At 43.3% G+C, this 16915-nt stretch carries 10 protein-coding genes and 1 pseudogene; all 11 read right to left on the reverse strand.

The genetic code is table 11. The annotated features are described in order from the left end of the window. Nucleotides 1–141: 141 nt before the first annotated feature. The 11 genes and pseudogenes from AC27EF_RS10090 to AC27EF_RS10140 all read right to left on the reverse strand — a co-directional run bounded on the left by AC27EF_RS10090 (nt 142) and on the right by AC27EF_RS10140 (nt 16677). A complete protein-coding gene (locus AC27EF_RS10090; protein ID WP_487110629.1) occupies nt 142–864 on the reverse strand; it encodes a DegT/DnrJ/EryC1/StrS family aminotransferase in 723 nt (240 codons plus the stop codon). A gap of 4 nt (nt 865–868) precedes the next feature. Beyond that, nucleotides 869–2732 (reverse strand): annotated as a pseudogene (locus AC27EF_RS10095) (polysaccharide biosynthesis protein). Nucleotides 2733–2734: 2 nt separating this feature from the next. Continuing rightward, a complete protein-coding gene (locus tag AC27EF_RS10100) occupies nt 2735–3772 on the reverse strand; it encodes a diacylglycerol/lipid kinase family protein (RefSeq protein WP_487110630.1) in 1038 nt (345 codons plus the stop codon). A gap of 165 nt (nt 3773–3937) precedes the next feature. After that, a complete protein-coding gene (gene purB / locus AC27EF_RS10105) occupies nt 3938–5368 on the reverse strand; it encodes an adenylosuccinate lyase (RefSeq protein WP_487110631.1) in 1431 nt (476 codons plus the stop codon). 10 nt (nt 5369–5378) lie between these two features. Beyond that, a complete protein-coding gene (gene purF / locus AC27EF_RS10110; RefSeq protein ID WP_487110632.1) occupies nt 5379–6806 on the reverse strand; it encodes an amidophosphoribosyltransferase in 1428 nt (475 codons plus the stop codon). Nucleotides 6807–6899: 93 nt separating this feature from the next. Beyond that, nucleotides 6900–8105 carry a glycoside hydrolase family 3 protein gene (locus tag AC27EF_RS10115; RefSeq protein ID WP_487110633.1) on the reverse strand — a complete coding sequence of 402 codons (1206 nt, stop codon included), beginning with the start codon at nt 8103–8105 and terminating at the stop codon, nt 6900–6902. A gap of 456 nt (nt 8106–8561) precedes the next feature. Continuing rightward, nucleotides 8562–10670, reverse strand: coding sequence for a sensor histidine kinase (locus AC27EF_RS10120; RefSeq protein ID WP_487110634.1), 2109 nt, complete (start codon nt 10668–10670; stop codon nt 8562–8564). Continuing rightward, a complete protein-coding gene (locus tag AC27EF_RS10125; RefSeq protein ID WP_487110635.1) occupies nt 10642–11349 on the reverse strand; it encodes a response regulator transcription factor in 708 nt (235 codons plus the stop codon). The genes AC27EF_RS10120 and AC27EF_RS10125 overlap by 29 nt, the downstream gene beginning before the upstream one ends. Nucleotides 11350–11657: 308 nt before the next feature. After that, complete coding sequence (locus AC27EF_RS10130; RefSeq protein ID WP_487110636.1) at nt 11658–12863, reverse strand: NADP-dependent isocitrate dehydrogenase; 1206 nt, start codon at nt 12861–12863, stop codon at nt 11658–11660. A gap of 257 nt (nt 12864–13120) precedes the next feature. Beyond that, a complete protein-coding gene (locus tag AC27EF_RS10135; RefSeq protein WP_487110637.1) occupies nt 13121–14851 on the reverse strand; it encodes a [FeFe] hydrogenase, group A in 1731 nt (576 codons plus the stop codon). Further along, complete coding sequence (locus AC27EF_RS10140) at nt 14845–16677, reverse strand: NAD(P)-binding protein (protein WP_487110638.1); 1833 nt, start codon at nt 16675–16677, stop codon at nt 14845–14847. The genes AC27EF_RS10135 and AC27EF_RS10140 overlap by 7 nt, the downstream gene beginning before the upstream one ends. Between the last annotated feature and the right edge of the window lie 238 nt (nt 16678–16915).

Consider the following 16915-nt stretch of genomic DNA (forward strand, 5'->3'; position numbering starts at 1 on the left):
CCACATTTACTCTGTTCCTACAAAAGTGATAGTTATTAGATTTTGCTTTATTTTGCAAGCTTATCTATCAGAACCTAGCATTATATGTGATTTCTGTCCGTCAGACCAGAGGTTTGCTTACAGCTTCTTTCAGATTTTGCCTCACGACAAACACCCTTGCTGTTCAGCTATACACTTCCCACTATCTGGGCATGTTCGGGACTTACACCCGTTAGAGTTTGCCCATGCTGGGCAAACAAAAGTAGCGCGGCGGATATGCTCATCCTTGTGGGATGCCAGCATACCTCCTCCGGATGTGGTAATAATTTTATTCCCGTTAAAAGAAAACGCTGCCATCTCTCCAAAATTTCCCGTCTGCACTCCTTTATAGGACGCCCCCAGACTCTCTGCGGCATCTTCAATAACCGGAACGTCATATTCTCTGCAAATTTTCAGAATTTCATCCATTTTGGCAGGTGTTCCGTACAAATGCGTTACCAAAACCGCCTTGGCATCGGGATGATCTGTCAATGCACGCTTTAAAGCTTTTGGTGACATATTCCATGTATCCGGCTCAGCATCCACAAATACCAGTTTCCCTCTCTCATAAGCGACCGGATTCGCCGTTGCGGAAAACGTTAAGGACGGGCAGATCACTGTATCCCCATCGGATACTCCCAATAATTTTACAGCCAAATGAAGCGCCGCCGTTCCGGCGCTTAAAGCGCTGCAATGCGCAATACCGGTGTATTGCTCCATTTCCCGTTCAAATTGATCCACATTGGGGCCAAGGGGCGCTATCCAATTTGTATCAAACGCTTCCTGTACAAATTTTTGTTCCTCTCCGTGCATCGTCGGCGATGCCATATAGATCCGATCTTTCATATTCCTATTCCCCATTCCTCTGAAATGTATATTCTGGTACCAGTTTCTTTACAATTTGACGAATCTCCGGTTTCTCTGAAAAAGCAGCCTGTTCCAGCTCTCCCAGCAGAATTCCGAATTTTGTCTGTTCCATCATGGCAGGACTGCCAATGAAAATTCTCTTATTTGCTGTTTCTTTTTTATTTTCCTCATCGATTAGCAGCTCTTCATAAAGCTTTTCTCCCGGTCTTAGTCCGGTAAATTGAATTTCAATATCTTCTCCCGGTGTTAATCCAGAAAGACGAATCATATTTTCCGCAAGATCTAATATTTTCACCGGCTCTCCCATATCCAAAATAAAGATTTCTCCTCCTTTGGCATAAGCTCCTGCCTCTAACACTAAACTGACTGCCTCAGGTATAGTCATAAAATAACGGATAATATCCGGATGTGTTACGGTTACCGGACCGCCCTCCTCAATCTGTTTTCGGAATAAAGGAACAACGCTTCCATTGCTTCCCAGAACATTTCCAAAACGAACAGCTACAAATTGTATCATACAAAGTGTTCATGCTCTGTACAACCATTTCACAAATTCGTTTGGAAGCTCCCATAATATTTGTCGGTCGCACTGCTTTGTCAGTAGAAATCAATACCATTTTTTTGACTCCGTGAATTCCAGCTTCTTTTGCAACGTTTAAAGTCCCAAACACATTATTTTTAATTGCATCATGAGGGCTGTCCTCCATTAACGGTACATGTTTATGAGCCGCGGCATGAAATACGATTTCCGGCCGGTATTGTGCAAAAATATTATGAATTCTTAAATGGTTCTGCACAGAAACAATTAAAACCTTGACTTGCAGCTGCGGATATTTCCGATTCAGTTCCATCTGCAAGGTGTAAGCATTATTTTCGTAATTATCAATGATAATTAAACGTTTGGGATGATAAGCAGCTACCTGACGGCAAATCTCGCTTCCGATAGAACCTCCGCCTCCGGTTACCATTACCACATGATCCTTTACATAGTTCATAATCGAAGGAAGATTTAACTTAATGGTTTCCCTTCCCAGCAAATCTTCGATCTGCACTTCTCTCAGCGCCGATGCTGTCACATCGCTGTTAATCAGCTGATATAATCCCGGAAGAATCTTCAGATGACATCCGGTTTGTTTACAAATTTCCAAAATTGCTTTTCGGTCTCTGGGTGCCAGCGTCGGAATGGCAACCATAATTTCTTCGATCTGATAGCGCAGTGCATACCTCAAAATTGCGTTGCGATTCCCTACAATCGGAACGCCTCCCAGATACATCCCCTTCTTGTTGGGATCATCATCAATGATACATTTTATTTTTTTATTTACATAAGAGCTGTTCTGAATTTCATTTAAAATAATATGCCCTGCTTCGCCGGCTCCAATCAGCATGACCGCAACCTCTTTGTGCTCTATATGCTTCATTGTAATCGGTCCTCTGCCCCGCACAATTCGAAAAGAAAGACGAGTAAGCATCGTCCCTAAAAGAAAATAGATCGTATACAAAAAATAATAACTTCTCGAAATTTCCCATGTTAACAGATGCAGTCCGACAATCTGGAAAATACATGTTAAAAACACAGCTTTCACAATGTTAAAAAAGTCTGTAACTCCCGCAAACCTCCATTGACTGGAATATAATCGAAACGCCGCAAAAATCACAACCGTGCAGAAAATGTTCAGCGGCATATAATTTCTCACAGTTTCCAAAAAGGCAGAAGCAATCTGCGATGGATAAAATTCAAATCTGGACAGCAGCGCCAGATAAGACGAAATACCCATTGTGAAAACATCCAAAAGAAACAAAAAAATAAACCATCTTTTTTTTCGGATGATATCTTTTATTTTCATAATTATCTCAATTCCTCTTTTTTCTTTCTTAACTCTATAACTTGTTTTATTATACCACTTTCCCTGCTTATTTCCCACTTCCATCCCCGCCGTATTTCATCCGTTTTTAAATCGGAAGTTCTCTCTGCTGACAGCATTGAGATTTGATGTTTGGACACTGAAATTTCTGCTCTCCGTATTTTCCCCAAAATCTCCCCGTCCATGTGCAAATATTGAGGTTTCTGTGTTTGGATTTTTATGGAAGTACATCTCTTGATATGAATTCCTCGATATCCCCCATGTTCCCCTTTGAGCGCTTTCATCAGAAGAAACGGCACTTTTCGTTTGGGCACATTTGCAACGATACAAACATCCAGAGCTCCGTCTCTCGGGTCTGCCATCGGACAAAACGGAATGCCGCCTCCTTCATATGGCAAGTTATGTACAGATAAAAACAAAATATTTTTTACAAATACTTTTCGCTTTCCATCCAGCTCAATTTCTGCCTGAAACACTTTCGCTTTGCAGAATGTGCGAAGTCCACTGAACAAATAGATCAGCTTCCCAAGATGCAGAAAATTCAGAACACCTTTGGATGATGAATGATTGACTCTGTCACAAATTTCCGCATCAAATCCCACGCCTGCGCTGACCATAAATTTTCCGTTCCCGCAATCTGACCGAACGCAGCCATAGTCTATGGCATCTTGTTTCACCGGATGCAAAATTGATTCCAGTTGTCTGACCGGATCAGTATTCCATCCCATCCCTCTGGCAAAGTCATTTCCGGAACCTACGGGAAGATAGCCGAGCTGTACTTGCTCTGTGCTCCCAAGCCCGGAAAGCACCTGATGAAGCGTTCCATCGCCTCCTACGACAACAATTTTCACCGTTTTTCTTAATTTACTTAATTTTTCTGCAATTTTCTTTGCATCGGATGGCTTCCTTGTTATAAATTCCCGGAATTTTATCTGTTCTTCTATCAGAATGGATTTTAACTGTTCCCAGACTTTTCTTCCCATCCTCGATCCTGCATTGGGATTGATCATAAAGTAATACATGATAAACTCCTTTCCAGAGATTATAATCACCGGAAGCGCCAGAAGGCACACTCCGGGATTGAAGTGGCGCCAAGGTCTGGGACAGACCCGGATCTTGACTCATCACTATCACAAAAACGCTCCCACAATTTCTTATGGGAGCTGTCTCAAAGGCTATATATTCAATTAAACATGAATTTCTGCTGTCATTCCAAGCACGTCTTGATTGTCATCTAAAATCGGTTGTATCACTTCCCGAATAAATTCTTCTGTCTGCTGCGGCGCCCGCCCTACAAAATTCTCCGGTTTCATAATTGACTGAAGCTGTTCCATGGTCATGCCAAAAGAATCGTCCGCTGCAATTCTTTCCAACAGATCATTTGCTTTTCCTTCTTCTTTCACAACTTTTCCAGCTGCCATAGAATGTACACGAATTTTTTCATGGAGCTCCTGACGATCTCCTCCTGCTTTTACGGCATCCATCATAATATTTTCAGTTGCCATAAACGGAAGCTCGCTCATAAGACGACTTTCAATTACTTTCGGATATACAACCAGTCCATCTACAACATTTAAGTAAAGGTCCAAAATGCCGTCAACGGCAAGAAATCCTTCCGGCACAGACAGACGTTTATTGGCAGAATCGTCTAACGTTCTCTCAAACCATTGAGTCGAAGCCACCAAAGCCGGATTCATGGCGTCTGCCATGACATAATCCGCCAGCGATGCAATTCTCTCACTTCTCATTGGATTTCTCTTATATGCCATAGCGGAGGAACCAATCTGATTTTTTTCAAATGGCTCTTCCACCTCTTTTAAATGCTGAAGAAGCCGGATATCATTGGAAAACTTATGAGCAGACTGAGCAATCTGACTCAGTACATTGATAACACGGGAGTCAATCTTTCTGGAATACGTCTGACCAGATACTGGCTGGCATTTCTCAAAGCCCATTTTTTCTGCAATCATTCCGTCAATTTTCTTAATGGTTTCATGATCTCCCTCAAAAAGCTCCAGAAAGCTTGCCTGCGTTCCTGTGGTGCCTTTGGAACCGAGAAGACGCATATTTTCAATGACGTGATCCAGATCTTCCAGATCATAGACCAAATCCATCAGCCATAAAGACGCTCTTTTCCCTACTGTTGTAGGCTGCGCCGGCTGAAAATGGGTAAACCCAAGGGTCGGAAGCTCCTTATATTTCATCGCAAACTTTGATAATTCATTGATGACATTTAACAGCTTCTTCCGAACAAGCTTCAAAGCCTCTGTCATAATAATAATATCTGTATTATCCCCCACATAGCAGGAAGTAGCGCCCAAGTGAATAATCCCCTTTGCCTTTGGACACTGCATACCATATGCATATACATGAGACATTACATCATGGCGCACTAATTTTTCACGCTCTTTTGCCACCTCATAATTAATATCCTCTGCATGCGCCTTTAACTCATCAATCTGTTCCTGCGTAATATCAAGTCCTAATTCTTTCTCGGTTTCTGCGAGAGCAATCCAAAGTTTTCTCCACGTTTTAAATTTCTTATCCGGTGAAAAAATGTACTGCATCTCTTTGCTTGCATAGCGCTCTGATAATGGGCTCTGGTAACGATCGTTCATAAACAACTCCTTATCTTTCATAGTCTCCACGAATATTTCGTGTCGGTGGTTCCATCGGATACTTGCCGGAAAAACAGCCCTTGCAGATCGGCAGTCCTCTCACCATCTCTGTCAGACGTTCTTCTCTTAAATATCCTAAAGTATCTGCTCCAATAATCTGGCAAATCTCATTGATTGAGCGGTTATAAGCGATTAACTGTTCCCGCTCCGGTATATCTGTGCCGAAATAGCATGGCCATAAAAACGGCGGAGAACTAATTCTTACATGAACTTCTTTTGCTCCTGCAGCTCGAAGCATAGATACAATCCGGTCACTGGTGGTTCCCCGGACAATGGAATCATCAATCATAATGATCCGCTTTCCTTCCACGGCTTCTCTCAGCACATTTAACTTAATCTGTACACTGGATTCACGACTGCTTTGTCCCGGCTTAATAAAGGTGCGGCCCACATAAGAGTTTTTCACAAACGCCGTCCCATATGGAATTCCGGATTCCAAGGAATATCCCAATGCCGCGGCATTTCCGGATTCCGGTACCCCAACCACCAGATCAGCTTCCACCGGCGAATCCATTGCAAGATATTTTCCTGCCTGAATGCGAGAGTGATAGACTCCGACTCCGTCAATCTCGCTGTCCGGTCTTGCGAAATAAATATATTCAAACACACAGCGTGCCGTCTGATCCTGCGGCAGACACATACTGCAGTCCGATTGAATTCCGTCTTTTGTAATGGTTACAATCTCCCCGGGAATGACATCGCGGATAAATTCTGCTCCGATCGTATCCAGTGCACAGCTTTCTGACGCCAGAATAAATGCATTGTCCCTTCTTCCGATACAAAGCGGTTTAAATCCATAAGGATCTCTCGCCCCGATCAGCTTCCTCGGAGACATCACAATCAGTGAATATGCTCCCTGAATCTTATGCATAGCCTTTGCAACCGCTTTTTCAATCGAAGATGTATTCACTCGCTCTCTTGCAATATGATAAGCAATCACTTCTGAATCAATGGTTGTCTGAAATATTGCCCCTGTCTGTTCCAATTCCTCTCGAAGCTCCAATGCATTGATCAAATTTCCATTATGAGCCAGTCCGAGAATTCCTTTCACATAGTTTAACACCAACGGCTGGGCATTCTCCGGCACACTCTCTCCTGCCGTGGAATATCTGACATGTCCCACACCGATATCTCCCTTTAACTCATGAAATGAATCCGGGGTAAATACCTCATTGCAAAGTCCCATTCCTTTGTGTGTCTTTACATTACGCTTTGGACCTTCCGTATTGGAAACTGCAATTCCGCAGCTCTCCTGTCCCCTGTGCTGCAATGCGAATAATCCGTAATAAATCGTAGATGCTACGTCGTTTCCATCAAAATCATAGATTCCAAAAACTCCGCACTCTTCACCCAGCTTGTCAAAGTTCTCTCTGCTCATTCTACTTTCAGACCTTTCTGTTCATGTAATCTTTAGTGTCTCAAATTACTCGTTCTAGATCATACCATATTCTTTTTCAATCTGCAAGACGCTCTAATCCCGATTTTCCTTTAAAAGTGTCGTATCCGGCGGAATCTCTCCCCGCTTTAATTTCACATAAATAATTCGTTCCACCGATTCATCAATCCTTGATTCGCTGATCTCACCTTTTTTAACGGCCTGCCGAACTGCTTGATACGCTTCTTTCAAATCCTCCGGCATCACAATCAGATCCGCTCCCGCCTTCACTGCTTTTACCGCGGCTTCTGCCGATGTGTAATTATCTGTAATTGCTTTCATATTCATGGCATCTGTCATAACGATTCCTTTGTACTCCAGCTCTTCTCTCAAAATGTCATGAATCACACGATAACTTAAGCTGGAAGGCTCTTTCTCATCGGTTACATTGCTGAGCATCAAATGAGATACCATAATCGCATCTGCCTTTGCCTTAATTCCTGCTTTAAACGGTTCAAAATCTGTCTTGCGAAGAGTCTCAATATTCTGTTTTGTCTCCACTCCGCTGCGATGGGTATCTCCACTGGTGTCTCCGCTCCCTGGAAAATGCTTCAAGGTCGCTGAAAGCTGTTCCTTTTGCATATGTTTCACCAAAATCGAGACAATCTCTGATACCTTCGACGCATCGGAACCGAAACTGCGGTCTCCGATCTCCGTGTTATTTTCATTGGTCAAAACATCTGCTACCGGAGCAAGGTTCATATTAAAGCCAAGCTCTTTCAGCTCTTTACTCTGAGTTCTGCCCATTTCCGCAATCTGATCCTCATCATAAGTTTCCCCAATTTCCCTGGCAGAAGGATACTGTGTCATCCCCATTTTTTGATTGGACGCCGCTCTTGAGACACTTCCTCCCTCTTCATCCACTGCGAGAAACAGCGGAACATAGGACGCCCTTTGAAGTTCCTTTGTCAGCTTCTTTGTCTGTTCGGGCGTCCGGATATTTTTTGAAAATAAAAGAATCCCTCCTACAGGATATTTTTTCAAGGTCTCCTTCATCTGATCTGTCACTGCCGTCTGATTTTTGCCTTCCGACGTATCCAGCGAATACAAAGAAACCGTAAACAACTGTCCGATCTTATTTTTTAAAGACATCTCCTTGGTAATATCTTCCGACATCCCCTCTAACGTTGCTTCATCCAAATCCTCTGTTTTTAGCTTTTCCTCCTTCTTGTCTTTTCCGCAGCCCGTCAGACACAGCAAAGTCAAGATGAACAGCAAGCCCTTCCAATATTTCTTCATCATCCGGTATCCTTTCGTAAATTCTACAAATATTATACCTTATCGAGCAAAGCTCGTCCAGTGCGCAGCGCTATGCATTTACGAGTACCCCAGAGGGTATACCTTATCGAGCAAAACTCGTCCAGTGCGCAGCGCTATGCATTCACGAATGCCCCAGAGGGTATTTTGCAGAGTATTTTTGTAATATAGGAAAGTTTTGACTTTCCTATATTACAAAAAGAAACTCTTCCAGACAGGATGATCTGAAAGAGTTTCCCCAAAATGTATGTCTCAGAATATGCAGTCCTCTAAAAGCAACCATGTATCAGACCTTTCATGAAAGGATTCCAGTCCCTCAATCGGGAAGTGTCCCTGCATATCTTTGACATATTTTTAGTATATACTCTTATATAAGTTTTTTCCACTGATATTTGCAAATTTCTCAATTTTTTTCATATTCTATAATATATTGACAATCTTCTATTCCAAATATTGTGGAAATTGCACAGTAACTTTAAATTGATCTCCATTAATTTTGATCTCAAACGTGCCTCCGCAGTTTTTTGTAAAGCTGTCGGCAATAGAAAGACCCAATCCGTTTCCCTCACTGGTTCTGGATTTTTCAGCTCTTGCAAACCGTTCCATAATTTCTTCTTCTGTAAAATCCATCTCATAGGATGCTGTATTCATAACTTCCAATTTTATTTTTGAAGCTTCCTCTGTGATTCTAATAAAAATCCGAGTTCCTTGAAGCGAATACTTTAATGCGTTTTCAATGATATTTTGTACGACTCTGTACATCCGGTTTACATCTCCGAGAAATCTTGTCTGCTCGCTTGTACACTGGAATCGTATCTCAAACCCGGAATCATGAATCTGATCCTCCATATCTCCCAGAGTCTGCTCAATTAATCTTTTCATATCCATTGGCTCAAGCTCCACCTTTGCGTCTCCGCTGGTAGATTTCGCAAGTTCAAAAAGATCTGCTATAATATGCTTTAACCGCTCTGTTTTTTGATTCAGAATCTTTACATAATCCTTTGCCTCCCCGGACAGACTCGGATCCCGGCTCAATAAATCCACATATCCGATAATGGAGGTCAAAGGTGTTTTCAAATCATGGGAAACGTTGGTAATCAAATCTATTTTCATCCGCTCACCCTTCATCTGAGTTTCCAAAGCCTTTTCCATACCATTTCCGATGTTGGTCAGTTTCTTGCTGTACTCATAGTATGCCGAATCACGGTCAAGGTCCGCCTCTGCTGATAACTTCCCATCCGAAATCTGCTGAATTTGCTCCATTAGCTTTGATAAATCCAATTGTTCTCTGGCATATTTATCGGAATACTCGTTTAGCTTATAAATTCCAAAACCTCCGAGAACTGCAAATATGATTCCCATTCCTCCGGTGGCACCCGTAGAAAGAATGCAGCAAAGAATAAACACAAGCAGGAAAATTCGCACTGCCCGGTACTGCCTGATTCGGTCCTGTGCATGCTGCTCTGAAAAAGACATCGCCTGATATTCCAAACTCCTGCGTTCTCTTTCTTTCCGAAACCATCTCCTGAAATATCCAAGACACAGCGTAGAATCCAATAATTTTCTTTGTTTCACTCTCCATACCGTGGTCTGCAGACATACTGCAAACAGAGAAATCACCGCCGGCATTGCGATGCTGCACAGCATCATTGCCAGCTCTGCCTCTGTTCCCCCGCCGCTGCCTGACGCATACCGTACAGTAAATTCCCAAACGGCAAAATACAGTCCGCCCGCACATCCGAGAAGCGCACCTGACGCAATCACAACCGCTTCCCACCAGATACGATCCAGCCAGCAAAAGAATCTGGTCCGTTTCTTCTGAAATGCAAATAGAATGATCAAAAGCAAAAGCCCCAGCACTTCCACCGCACCAATCACTACAAAACTTTTCAAAGAAGAAATCAGTGTATTCTGCGCCTGATCGTAAACATCCTCCATGATCTCAATTGCTTTCGGCGTTAATTTTACAGAAATCTGCCCAGACTCCAGACGCCAGCCGGCGTCATCGTTGATCAGCAGATTCCCCGGAACCTCCAACGGTATATACGGTTCTCCCGAAAATATATAAAAATAGGAGGCATCCCCTGTTATATAATTTCCCCACGAAACAAACCTTCCCTGACGATCCAGCTTCTCATTTTTATTTCTGCTGATTTTCAAAGTTGAGCTTGTTCCGCCCTGCTCCCCTTCTTTTGCCCCGCCATAGACAAAAGATTTTTTTTGCTGCTTTCTTCCGTAGGGCTTTATCACAAGCTCCGCCTTAACTCTTGATTCCTTGGCAATTTCCTCTAATTTTTTCTTTGAAATCCCACAAGAAACATCACTTCCCCCAATCAGCTCTTCTTGTTCTGCCCATAGCTCCACTAAATCCGACTGGATCTGAGTCTTATATCCTGCATTATCCTCAAAGGAGTCCAGCGAAGCATATTCTGCCCCTGACGATGCAATCGCATTGCATTCCATCAATCCATAGATTCCTGCCGCCGACATCATGACAAGAACAGCCGCAATGCAAATCGTATTAATCCATTTTTTCCATTTTATATCCAATTCCCCACACCACCTTCAAATATCTGGGATTTTTTGTGTCAATTTCTATTTTCTCACGAATTCTGCGAATGTGAACCATTACTGTATTTTCCGTTGCATAGGCTTCCTCCTCCCACACCCGCTCATAAATTTCATCTGCGGAAAATACTCTCCCAAGATTTCTCATCAGCAAAGAAACAATCTTATATTCTGTTGCGGTAAGCTTCACCGACTCTCCATCCACAAGAATTTGTTTGCCTTCCAGATCAAGAATTAATCCGCCGTTTACAATTCGCTGCCCGCTAGAAGCTGTCGTATTCATACTTCCAAGCTGCATATATCTTCTCAATTGTGATTTTACCCTTGCCACCAGTTCATCCGGCCGAAACGGCTTGCTGATATAATCGTCTGCTCCCATTGACAATCCCAAAATTTTATCACTCTCCTCCGTTTTGGCAGATAAAATGATAATCGGAATATTTTTGCTCTCTCGAATTTTCATCGTCGCAGACAGTCCGTCCATTCTGGGCATCATAACATCAATGATCAAAAGCTTTACATCATGTTCCATCAGACAATCCATAGCTTCCAGTCCGTCATAAGCAGTGAGAATTTCATACCCCTCCATTTCCAAACGTTTTTTAATTGCCCCAACAATTTCTCTGTCATCGTCTACAACCAGAATCTTTGGCTGACCCATAATTTTCCTCCTTCTCGTTGATACTTCTATTCTATCAGCAATTTCTTTATTTTTTCGGATACAAATCTTTCATATTTCTTACATTTCGTCAAGCCTTTCAAATAGCGAACCGTAAAAAAATCTCCCTTTATCATAACAAAAAAAGAAGCTGACGCAAAGAACGAACAACTTCTTTCTGAAATCCATATTCGACGATCCTGTTTTTCTTTTCCCAAAAGCCATGCCGCAGCGAAGGATGTAAACGCCACCGCAAGAAGAACTCCGAGACTTAACAACAGTCCCTGCATGATTTTACTAATCTGACATTTTTATTCTGTACGCATTCTCTCTGCAATTGCTTTAATAAAATCCTCACTGTTTACTGCATTCACAGTTTCGAGGGTTGTAATCAAAGCTAAATCCTTTGTCATCGTTCCTGCTTCAATGGTATCTAACGTTGCCTTTTCAAGCCGGTCGGCAAAATCCATTAATTCCTTATTTCCATCCAGTTCTCCGCGTTTGCGAAGCGCTCCGGTCCATGCAAAAATCGTTGCCACAGAATTTGTGGATGTTTCTTCCCCTTTTAAGTGCTTATAGTAATGACGCTGTACCGTTCCATGGGCAGCTTCATACTCGTAATAACCATGCGGCGAAACAAGAACCGACGTCATCATTGCCAGGGACCCGAACGCAGAAGAAACCATGTCGCTCATAACATCTCCGTCATAATTCTTACAAGCCCAGATAAATCCGCCCTCAGCTTTCATAACACGGGCAACTGCATCATCAATCAGCGTATAAAAATACTCAATCCCTGCTGCTTCAAACTGAGCTGCATATTCCCCATCATAAATTTCCTGGAAAATATCTTTGAATGTGTGATCGTATTTTTTAGAAATTGTATCCTTTGTGGCAAACCAGAGATCCTGTTTGGTATCCAGCGCATATTTAAAACAGCTTCTCGCAAAGCTTTCAATGGATTCATCCACATTATGCATTCCCTGAAGAATTCCCGGTCCGTCAAATGTATGAATGGTTTCCCGAATTTCGTTTCCATTTGCATCGGTAAACACAAGCTCTGCTTTTCCTGCTCCCGGCGCCTTCATTTCAACGCCTTTGTATACATCTCCATACGCATGTCTGGCAATGGTAATCGGTTTCTTCCATTTGCTGACAGTTGGCTCGATTCCCTTCACCGTAATCGGTGCACGGAACACAGTTCCATCCAAAATCGCCCGGATGGTTCCGTTCGGACTCTTCCACATTTCTTTCAAATCGTACTCATCCATGCGCGCCGCATTTGGCGTAATGGTTGCGCATTTTACAGCGACACCGTATTTCTTTGTTGCCTGTGCGGAATCAAAAGTTACTTGATCGTTGGTTTCATTTCTGTGCTCTAACCCCAAATCATAATATTCCGTTTTTAAATCAATAAATGGCAGCAGCAGCTCTTCTTTGATCATCTTCCAAAGAATCCTTGTCATTTCATCTCCGTCCATTTCAACCAATGGGGTTGTCATCTGAATTTTGCTCATGGTTGTCCTCCTCATCGTATTCGGTACATATGCTCCATCCTCTTGTCTGAATTTCCTTTCAGACTATTAGGCTATATTATAGCGAAAAAACAGGCTTCTGTAAATAAATGTACAAAAAAAGAAGCAATTTTACATGATAAAGCATCAAAGCATAAAACAAACATCTATTAATTAAATACCAAAAAAGCACAGTCGTCCGACTATGCCTTTTGGTACAACTTCCCTTCCTTTTCTTGGAATACATTTTAATATAAATATTATATTTCTTTCCGTGCAATATGCTCTGTATGGAGAAGTTGATGCGCTTTTGGAGAGTTTGGCGCAGCCAGCTCCTTCTGATAAAGGGCTGTAATATCCGGATTTTCATGGGAAAATCTCAACTTGGCATTCTGATCCAGAAAATATAGATTCTCTCCTCTCTCTTCCGCCAGCTCACACCCCTCGTGAATCGGCTGCCCGCCTCCTCCGGAGCAGCCGCCCGGACAGGCCATCACTTCCACAAATTGATACTTCACTTCTTTGTTTTTTACAGCCTCCATCAAATCCCTCGTGTTCTTTAAACCACTGACCACAGCGATGGCAATTTCATTTCCGGCAATCTTAAATTTTGCCTCCTTCCAGCCGTCTCTTTCGCACCCTCGCACCTCCTGAAATGCATCGACCTCCGGATTTTCTCCTGTTACCAGATAATACGCAGATCTGAGCGCAGCCTCCATCACACCTCCGGTTGCCCCGAAAATGACCCCGGCTCCGGTTCCTTCCGCAAACGGCTGATCGAACTCTGTAATTTGCAGTGTCTTGGGATCAATATGATCCGCCTGAATCAGTCGGTCCAGTTCCCTTGTAGTTAAAACGCAGTCCACTTCTTTCCCGGCATACTCCTTATAATATAAATCCATTTCCTTCTCTGCTTTTTTTGCCAGACAAGGCATAATGGAAACCGTAAATAAATTCTCCGGTTTGACTCCGATTTTCTCGGCAAAAATACCTTTCATCACTGCACCAAACATTTGCTGAGGCGATTTTGCAGTAGAAAGTCTTCCCACCATTTCCGGGTACTGGCTTTTGATAAAACGAATCCAGCCCGGGCAGCAGGATGTAAACATCGGATATTCTTCGAGATCCCCTGCTTGTAAACGATTCAGAAACTCCGTTCCCTCCTCCATAATTGTTAAATCTGCAGAAAATGTCGTGTCAAACACGTAGTCCGCTCCCATTCTCCGAAGTGCATCTGCAATTTTCCTGACATCCGCCTCCTGTCTTGTTAATCCCAGTGATTCTCCCCATGCAGTTCTCACCGCCGGCGCTACCTGAACCGCAACCACTTTCTTCGGATCTGCAAGAGCGCGATAAAACTCGTCGGTGTCATCTCTCTCTCTTAATGCTCCTGTCGGACAATGGGTAATACACTGACCGCAAAGCGCACAATCTGCTTCCCGGATTTCACGATTTCCCGAAACCCCAACCGTTGTTCGAGAGCCGGTTCCAATCACATCCCAAATATGCATCCCCTGAACTTTATCACAAATTTGAATGCACCGCATGCATTTCATACATTTATTTGCATCTCGAATCAGAGGATATTTTGTATCCCACTCCTGGAGCGTCAGCTCTTTTTTATATGGATTATCTACAATATTTAAATCATTTGCAATGGCTTGAAGACTGCAGTTCCTGCTTCGGACGCAATTCATGCAATTTCCGTCATGCTGGGACATAATCATAGAAACCGTATCTCTTCGGTTTCTCCGCACTTTGGGACTGTTGGTAAAAATGACCATTCCTTCTTCTGCCACATTATTGCAGGAAGTCACCAGCCGGTTCTGCCCCTGAACTTCCACCACGCAAACACGGCACGCGCCAATCTCGTTGATATCTTTCAAAAAACAAAGTCTCGGAATTGTAATATTTAACAATGCAGCCGCATCCATAATTGTCGTACCTTCCGGCACTGAAACCTTTCTATGGTCGATGGTGATATTTACCATTTCATATCCCTCCCTCCTTTAAAAACGCCAAAGCCAAAGTGGTCGCAGCGCAGACATCTGGATGCCTCCTGACAGGCTTCCCTCTTCGTCATACAATTTTCTACGCCTTCAAAATCAAGAACTCTCTCTCCCGCCTCTCTTTCTGTCAGATTCACTCTTCCACAAGACGGTTTATCTTCGGCTTTCGGTTCCGGAACCAAGACTCCGGAAGTAATTTCATGATGATATCCTAGATATTCGTCAATATTGGCAGCGATTACTTTTCCCGCCGCAATGGCAGAAATTACCGTAGACGGTCCCGTAGCACAGTCCCCGCCGGCAAATACCCCCGGCATCTTATCAAAACCGCCGAATTTTTCCGTGTTGATTCTTCCCCGCTGAACCGGTACTCCGGCTTCCTCAAAGTGCTGATACTCGATATCCTGCCCAATTGCAACAATCAGACACTGACACGGAATCAGCTGATCCTTTTCTCCCGTTGATTTTACACTGGCTCTTCCGTCTTGAATTTCACTAATCATTTGCGGTGTTACCCAAATTCCCTTGACATTGCCATCCTGATCTTTTTCAATTTTGGAAGGCGCCATCAAGGTCCTGATTTCCACTCCTTCCGCTTCTGCTCCGCGGATTTCATCCGGAAGCGCCGTCATATCTGCCACTCTTCTGCGGTAAACGATGCTGACTTTTTTCGCTCCAAGCCGGACTGCGGTGCGTACTGCATCCATCGAAACGTTTCCGCCTCCAATTACTGCAACTTCTTTTCCTTCCAAATGATCCTGTGTACCGTGACCGACATTTCTAAGAAATTGCACTGCCGAAATCACACCCTGTGCATCTTCACCTTCCAAACCTAATTTCTTATCGGTGCTGGCGCCAATGGTAATTAACACAGCATCATATTGTTCCTTCAAATCTGCAATGGAATAGTCTTTTCCGATCACTTTTCCGCAGTCAACCTGTACTCCCGTATCTAAAATTGCCTGAATATCATCATCCAATCGTTCTTTCGGAAGGCGGTAATTTGGAATTCCATAGCGAAGCATTCCACCCAGTTTCGGAAGCATCTCATATACCGTAACCTGATGCCCCATCAGCTGAAGAAAATAGGCGGCGCTTAATCCTCCCGGACCTCCGCCCACAACCGCTACATTTTTTCCGGTAGACGGCGCACATTCCGGCGGTGCCACATATCCCGCCGCATCCGCTGCCATCCGTTTCAAACCTCTGATATTCACTGCATCGTCAATCATATTTCTTCTGCACAAAGCCTCGCAAGGATGTTCACAAATGAATCCGCAGGTTGTCGGAAATGGATTATCCTTCCGAATCAGACGAATGGCGTCCTCATATCTTCCTTCCCGAACCAACGCAATGTATCCCGGAATATCCACTCTTGCCGGACATCGTGATACACACGGAACCGGCTGCTTTAAGGTACTTAAGCAACGGTGATGCAAAATGTGCTCCAGATAATCCTCACGGAATCCAATTACTCCCTTATACACCATATTTGCCGCCTCATAACCAATGGCACAGTCTGCTGATTCCATCACAGACTGTGCCGTCTCCTGAATTAAATCAAGAGTCTTCAAATCTCCTTTCCCATCCAATACATCCGTAATTAAATTTTTTAATTGTCCGAGTCCTACGCGGCACGGCACACATTTTCCACAGCTCTGGGCATGGCAAATCTCCAAAAAGGCTCTGGACATATCAACCGGACATAATCCCGGAGGGCTGGATTCAATTCTTCGCTCCAAATCTTTATACAGTCCCTCAACCACCAGCTGAGCCTGATTCGGAGTCCATAATTCTAAACGACTCATACATTTCCTCCTTTTATACAACGGAGCCATCCGTTCTTATTTTTTCGCAAAGCAAAAATAGAATTTAGTTCTTATTATTATAACTTTCAAAGCTTGGAAACGCAACCGATTTTTGTGCAATTTTAACGTTAATTTCATGACAATCTTTTCAATTTTTGTGCAAAATAACGTTAAAATAATAACAAAGAAAGGGAGACGCCAATCCATCCATTGGCATCTCCCTTTCTTTGTACTCCAT

It is taken from the genome of Anaerostipes stercorihominis (assembly GCF_057535655.1).